The sequence below is a fragment of the Rhodococcus phenolicus genome (genome assembly GCF_001646785.1).
Taxonomy (GTDB): domain Bacteria; phylum Actinomycetota; class Actinomycetes; order Mycobacteriales; family Mycobacteriaceae; genus Rhodococcus; species Rhodococcus phenolicus.
Genome location: NZ_LRRH01000118.1, coordinates 1 through 6,172 on the forward strand (window position 1 = coordinate 1; position 6,172 = coordinate 6,172).

Sequence of the window (6,172 nt, forward strand, 5' to 3'; positions counted from 1 at the left end):
CCACTCCCCGGGACTTACCCGTGAACGCGTCGTCGCTTCTTTCGATGAGGACAGCACCACGCTTGGGGTCGCTGCGGCACAAGCAGCTCTCGAATCGTCCGGAAGTGAGGCGACCGGGCTCGCGACGCTACTTTTTGCAACCACGACCCCGGCTTATGTGGACAAGACGAATGCGACCGCGATCCACGCTGCTCTCGGCCTGCCGGGGACCACTTTCGCGGCCGATATGGGGGGAGCTGCACGTAGTGGAGTGGCTGCGTTGCGAGCGGGTGCCGCCACAGGGGGTATGGCTGTGCTTGCGGATGTGATCGTCGGTCGTCCGGGCTCGACTGATGAGTCCGGTGGAGGGGACGGCGCAGCAGCGTTCGTATTCGGCCCGGAGATCGACGCGGTCGCGAAGGTCGTCGAGTTCGCATCGGTGACCGACGAGATCCTCGACCGCTGGCGGACACCGGGTTCGAACTCCGGGGCGCAGTGGGAGGAACGGTTCGGTCTCGATCGATACACACCCCTGGTCGAGCGCGTGATCGAAGACGTACTCGAGGCTGCCCAAACGAGCCGGGTCGATCATGCCGTTCTGGTTTCGAGCAATTCGGCGGTAACGAAGAAGGCCTCTGCTCTGGTCCGGTGCGCGGATACCGTATCCATATCTCCGCTCGGTTACGCGGGGGCTGCTTCGGTGGGTGTAGCCCTGGCGGATGCCCTGGATCGAGCCGAGCCGGGAGAGAGCATCCTGGTCCTCTCGGTTGCCGATGGCGCGGACGCAATTCTTCTCCAGGCGACCGACCGGATCGCAGTCGGTCGTCAACGAGTCCCGGTTACCGAGCAACTCGAGGCGGGTCGACCGGTCTCTTACCCGACCTATCTGACGTGGAGGGGTCTGCTGGACCGGGAGCCCCCGCGGCGGCCGGAGCCGGATCGTGTGTCGGGACCGGCGGCTGCCAGAAGCGGGAGGTGGAAGTTTGCTCTATCCGGCAGTCGTTGCGAAAAATGTGGCTTCGTTCATCTCCCACCGGTCCGAGTGTGTAAGGACTGCGGAGTCGTCGATCGGATGGCGGTGGAGTCGCTGGCGGGCCATTCCGGATCGGTGGCGACCTATACGGTCGATCGACTCGCCTACTCACCGGCTCCGCCGGTAGTGGATGCGGTCGTGGACTTCGATGACGGTGGCCGATTCACCTTCGAAGTTGCCGATGCAGATCCGTCCGCGCTGTCGGTCGGTGCGCGCGTCGAGACGGTGTTTCGTCGGTTGAATACGGCCGACGGTGTGCACAACTACTTCTGGAAGGTCCGAGTGCAATGAGCAGTAGGGGTATTCGAGACAGGGTCGCCGTTGTGGCGATGGGTTGCACGCCCTTCGGTGAACATTGGGACCGCAGTGCCGACGATCTCGTCGTGGAGGCAACCGAGGAGTTGTACGCGAACAACCCTCGGATCTCTCGCGACGACGTCGATGCCTACTGGCTTGCGACACTCGGATCGGGTCAGAGCGGGTTGACGTTGAGCAAGCCCCTGGCACTGGATTACAAGCCGGTCACCCGCGTCGAAAACTATTGTGCGAGCGGATCGGAAGCATTTCGCAACGCCTGTTACGCCGTCGCATCGGGGGCATACGATCGGGTTATGGCCGTGGGTGTGGAGAAGCTGAAGGATTCGGGCTTCTCCGGCCTGCTTCGGGGTGATCCACCTGCGGATGGTACTGCCGCAGAACTGTCTCTCACAGCGCCCGCCGCATTCTCCCTCCTCGACCCCGCCTATTGCGCCCGGTACGGTGTCGATCCCTCCGATTTTCGGCAGGCGATGACGCACATTGCGTGGAAGAACCACCACAACGGTGCACTCAACTCCAAGGCACAGTTTCGGTCGGAGGTGTCCAAGGAGAAAATCGAGTCGGCGCCGCTCGTCGCGGGTCGGCTGGGAGTGTTCGATTGTTCGGGTGTATCCGACGGAGCCGCCTGTGCCCTGATCGTCCGTGCCGAGGACGCGTATCTGTATACGGATACCCCGATGTATGTGAAGGGGTTGTCCCTTGCTGCTGGGCCTGCTCGCGGTGCCACGGACCCGGACTACGACTACACAACCTTCCCCGAGGTGGTGCGTAGTGCACAGGATGCGTACGACCAAGCCGGAATCACGGATCCTCGCACCCAGATCTCACTGGCCGAGGTACATGACTGTTTCACCCCGACAGAGCTGGTTCTGATGGAAGACCTCGGATTCTCCGAGCGGGGGGAGGGTTGGAAGGACGTGTTGAACGGTGACTTCGAACTCGGCGGGCGTTTGCCGGTCAACCCTGACGGCGGATTGAAATCGTTCGGACATCCGGTAGGTGCCAGTGGTCTCCGAATGCTGTACGAGGCGTGGCTGCAGTTCCGTGGTGAAGCCGGCGAAAGACAGCTCGAAGGTCCGAGAACTGCGCTGACCCATAACCTCGGAGGACGCCCGGGAAGTTGCGTCTCGTTCGTCTCCGTCGTGGGTTCCGAGCTGGGCTGATGCCATGACTCACGCGGCTCCCCTTGACGCCGACAGGCAATTTAATTTACGTTAGATTCAATACCGACGAAGGGACAGGACCGATGGCCGGACTGGTCGTAGATTCGGACGAGCATCGTCTCATCCGGGAGAGCACAGCGAAGATCGCTCAGAAGTTCGGCAGCGAGTACTACCTCGAGCGTGCCCGGAGCGGCTCGAATGTCGACGAACTCTGGTACGAACTGGGTGACGCCGGACTGTTGGGAATGCACCTGCCCGAAGAATACGGCGGCGGAGGAGCCGGGCTGTCGGAGGCGATTGTCGTCGTCGAAGAGTTGGCGGCCCACGGTATGCCGATGCTCATCTCGGTCATCTCACCCGTGATCTGCGGGTCCATCCTTGCGCAGCACGCATCGGACGAGATGAAGCAACAGTGGCTGCCCGGACTCGCTTCCGGTCGCCGGCGAATGGCCTTCGCGCTGACCGAACCGGACGCCGGTTCCAACAGTCACAACGTCTCCACCACCGCGCGCCGCGATGGAGAGGGGTGGACGATCTCCGGTTCCAAATACTTCATTTCCGCAATCGACGAGGCCGAGGCGCTGCTCGTCATCACCCGGGATGCCGACGCACCCGAGGGCAGACACGCTCCGCTCTCGATGTTCGTCGTGCCGGTGGACGCCCCAGGAGTGGTGTACCAGCCGCTCGAGACCATGTTGGTATCCGCGGACAAGCAGTTCACTTTGTTCTTCGACAACGTCCGAGTCGGCCCGGAGGCCCTGATCGGCGAGGCCGGAAAGGGCCTGCGCCAGGTTTTTGCGGGGCTGAACCCCGAACGCATCGTCGCTGCCGCGATCAGCAACGGCATCGGCCGATACGCCATCGCGAAGGCTGTGCAATATGCGAACGACCGTCAGGTGTGGTCGACACCTATCGGCGCCCACCAGGGGATCTCGCACCCGCTGGCGAAGGCCCACATCTCCGTCGAGATGGCGCGCATGGCGATGGTGCGCAGCGCAGAACTCTTCGATGCCGGCGTGGACGCTGCAGAGGCCGCGAACATCGCCAAGTATGCCGCTGCGGAGGCCTCGCTCGAAGCCCTCGATCAAGCTATCCAGACCCACGGTGGCAATGGTCTGTCCAAGGAGTACGGACTCGCCGAGATGTGGTTCAACGCCCGGTTGCTGCGCACCGCGCCGGTGAGCCGCGAAATGGTCCTCAACTTCGTCGCCCAGACCAGCCTCGGGCTGCCCCGCTCGTACTAGGAGAACATTCCATGACCGACAGCACCCTTTCATTCGATGCTCTTGTAGTCGGTGCCGGTGCCGGCGGCCTCTTGACGGCCGCCCGACTTCAGCACGCCGGGTACCGCACGCTCGTGGTCGAGCGTCTCGACAAGGTCGGAGGTCGCGCGTCGACCGACGAGATCGACGGTTTCAAAGTGAACAACGGCGCGATCGTCATCGAGACCGGTGGTATCACCGAGGAAACCTTCAAGGAGGTCGGCGCGAAGTTCGACGTCCGCTCGCCGCAGCCGCCGATCCTGTACCGACTCGGAGGCAAGGATGTCGACGTCTCCAGTGGCGGATGGGGGTTTCTTCTCGGAAAGCTCAGCCGTCAGGCAGCGAAGATCGTCAAGGGAATCGGCGCAGCACGCAATGACTCCGGCATGCCTGAGGACGAGATGTCGACCGCGGACTGGGTGAGCAAGTACACCAAGAACGAGTCCGTCCACGGCATCTTCCGCAATATGTGTGGTTCGGTCTTCGCTGTCGGCTCCGAGGACCTGCCCGCGCGTGTCTTCCTCACCTACTTCACCCGTAAGAGCGCCTTCAAGAAATTCGGATTCTGCCCCGAGGGCACCATCGGAATCTGGAAGTCGCTCGCCGAGGCCTTCGAGCGCGACGGTGGTCAGTTGTGGTTGAACAGTGAGGTCACCAAGCTGAACGTCGAAGGCGGAGTGGTGGTCGGCGCGACCGTCACGCGCGGCGGGGAGACCCTCGATGTCACGTGCCGTTTCGCGGCCAGTGACATCGGGCCGGCCGCGACTGTCGGGATCGTCGGGGAAGAAAATCTCCCCGCCGACTACCTCGATGTGGTACGCCGCGGAGACCGTCCCACGTCGATGATCACGGTGAACTTCGCCAGTCGGCGCAAGCTCATCGAAGCCCCGGGCATGCTCAGTTTCGCCAATACCAGGCGACTCTGCTATGTCGCCAACTTCAGCGACTTGTGCCCGGAAATGTCACCCGATGGCTGGTACCTGTACGTGGGTACAGCCGTGCCGCAGCCCTCGGTCGGGAAGTTCGACGAGGACGCCGAAACGAAGATCTTGATGGACGAGTTGCGTGCGGAGATAGACGGGTTCGACGAGGCGCGGATTCTCTCGATCAATGTCACTCGCGACGGCTGGCCTCCGCAGCGTGCCGTGGCCGGCTTCGACCTGCCGAACACGACACCGATCGAGAACTTGTGGAACGTCGGCGACGGCGTCAAGGAATACGCCAACGGTGGCACTACCGCATGTGCCGAGACGGCACAGATCGTCGTCGAACAGATCAAGGAACGTTTTCCGATTGGCGCGACAACCACTACCGCTTGACAGTTACCGGGACGAAAGGAGTCCTACCATGAAGATCGCCGTGGATTACACCAAGTGCACCGGGCTCGGAATTTGCGAGTCCTTGGCGCCCAACGTGTTCGAGGTCGACGATGCCGGTGAGCTCGTGTTGCTGACCGACGATGTTTCCGATGAGGACCTCGAGGGTGTGCGTGATGCCGTTTCCGGGTGCCCCACCGAGGCTCTGCGCCTGATCGAAGGGTAGAAATCATGTCCGATGATCGCCATCTCGTGGTGGTCGGCGCCTCGCTCGCCGGTCTGCGTGCCGTCGAAGCGGCCCGCACGGAGGGATTCGAGGGGCGTATCACCCTGATCGGGGCCGAACGTCACCTTCCATACGACCGTCCGCCCCTGTCCAAGGCCTACCTCGACAAATCTGACGAGGGTCCTGTGTCGACGGAGTTTCGCGCGGAGTCGGTGATCACGGACCAACTGGATGTGAAACTGCTCCTGGGTACGGCGGCGGTCGGGCTGGATACCGCAGACCGGATCGTGTTCCTCGCCGACGGTCGGGAAGTGCGCTACGACGCGCTGGTGATCGCGACGGGCGCGCAGGCTCGTAGCTTGCCCGGCACCGCTGATCTGGCTGGAGTGCATACGCTACGGACGGTTGACGACGCGGTGTCCGTGCGTGCGGCGCTCGACGCCGGTGCTCGCACCGTCGTGATCGGTGCCGGATTCATCGGATCGGAAGTGGCCTCGGGTGCCCGCAAACGGGGTCTGGTGCCGGTGGTGATCGAGGCACTTCCGACTCCTCTTGTCAGGGCAGTCGGACAGGAGATGGGCGCTGTCCTTGCTTCGTTGCACACTCGGAACGGCACCGACCTCAGGTGCGGTGTCGGTGTGGCATCGATCGAAGGTGACGGTCGCGTCCAACGTGTTGTCCTGGAGGATGGCACGGTGATCGACGCGGATCTCGTGGTTGTCGGAGCGGGCGCGATCCCCGCGGTGGAGTGGTTGGAAGGTGCCGGCCTGACGATCGATAACGGCGTCGTGTGCGACGAGAATTTGTGGACCGGAGTAGTGCCCCATAGAGTGGTGTAACTCGGTGGCCGAGATCGTCTGCGATTCCGTGTTGTG

General features: G+C 62.9%; 6 protein-coding genes. All 6 read left to right on the forward strand.

Going from position 1 to position 6,172, the window contains the following annotated elements; translation table 11 throughout:
* Nucleotides 1-1,303: OB-fold domain-containing protein (locus A8G15_RS25740; RefSeq protein ID WP_068165884.1), on the forward strand; the 1,303-nt coding region annotated here is incomplete at its 5' end.
* Nucleotides 1,300-2,493, forward strand: a complete 1,194-nt coding sequence (locus A8G15_RS25745) for an acetyl-CoA acetyltransferase (protein WP_068165885.1) — start codon at nucleotides 1,300-1,302, stop codon at nucleotides 2,491-2,493. The genes A8G15_RS25740 and A8G15_RS25745, both read left to right, overlap by 4 nt.
* An 83-nt stretch (nucleotides 2,494-2,576) precedes the next feature.
* Nucleotides 2,577-3,737 carry an acyl-CoA dehydrogenase family protein gene (locus A8G15_RS25750; protein WP_068165886.1) on the forward strand — a complete coding sequence of 387 codons (1,161 nt, stop codon included), beginning with the start codon at nucleotides 2,577-2,579 and terminating at the stop codon, nucleotides 3,735-3,737.
* Between the two features lie 11 nt (nucleotides 3,738-3,748).
* Nucleotides 3,749-5,074 carry a phytoene desaturase family protein gene (locus A8G15_RS25755; protein ID WP_068165887.1) on the forward strand — a complete coding sequence of 442 codons (1,326 nt, stop codon included), beginning with the start codon at nucleotides 3,749-3,751 and terminating at the stop codon, nucleotides 5,072-5,074.
* 28 nt (nucleotides 5,075-5,102) lie between these two features.
* Nucleotides 5,103-5,297: a ferredoxin gene (locus A8G15_RS25760; RefSeq protein WP_068165888.1), complete on the forward strand. Its 195-nt coding sequence runs from the start codon at nucleotides 5,103-5,105 to the stop codon at nucleotides 5,295-5,297.
* Nucleotides 5,261-6,136 (forward strand): NAD(P)/FAD-dependent oxidoreductase, encoded by an 876-nt coding sequence (locus A8G15_RS25765; protein WP_342671597.1) that lies wholly within the window; start codon nucleotides 5,261-5,263, stop codon nucleotides 6,134-6,136. Before A8G15_RS25760 ends, A8G15_RS25765 begins: the two co-directional genes overlap by 37 nt.
* Nucleotides 6,137-6,172 lie beyond the last annotated feature (36 nt).

Coding starts and splice junctions, on each gene's coding strand:
- A8G15_RS25745 (WP_068165885.1), top strand. CDS start 1,300: ATGAGCAGTAGGGGTATTCGAGACAGGGTCGCCGTTGTGGCGATGGGT.
- A8G15_RS25750 (WP_068165886.1), top strand. CDS start 2,577: ATGGCCGGACTGGTCGTAGATTCGGACGAGCATCGTCTCATCCGGGAG.
- A8G15_RS25755 (WP_068165887.1), top strand. CDS start 3,749: ATGACCGACAGCACCCTTTCATTCGATGCTCTTGTAGTCGGTGCCGGT.
- A8G15_RS25760 (WP_068165888.1), top strand. CDS start 5,103: ATGAAGATCGCCGTGGATTACACCAAGTGCACCGGGCTCGGAATTTGC.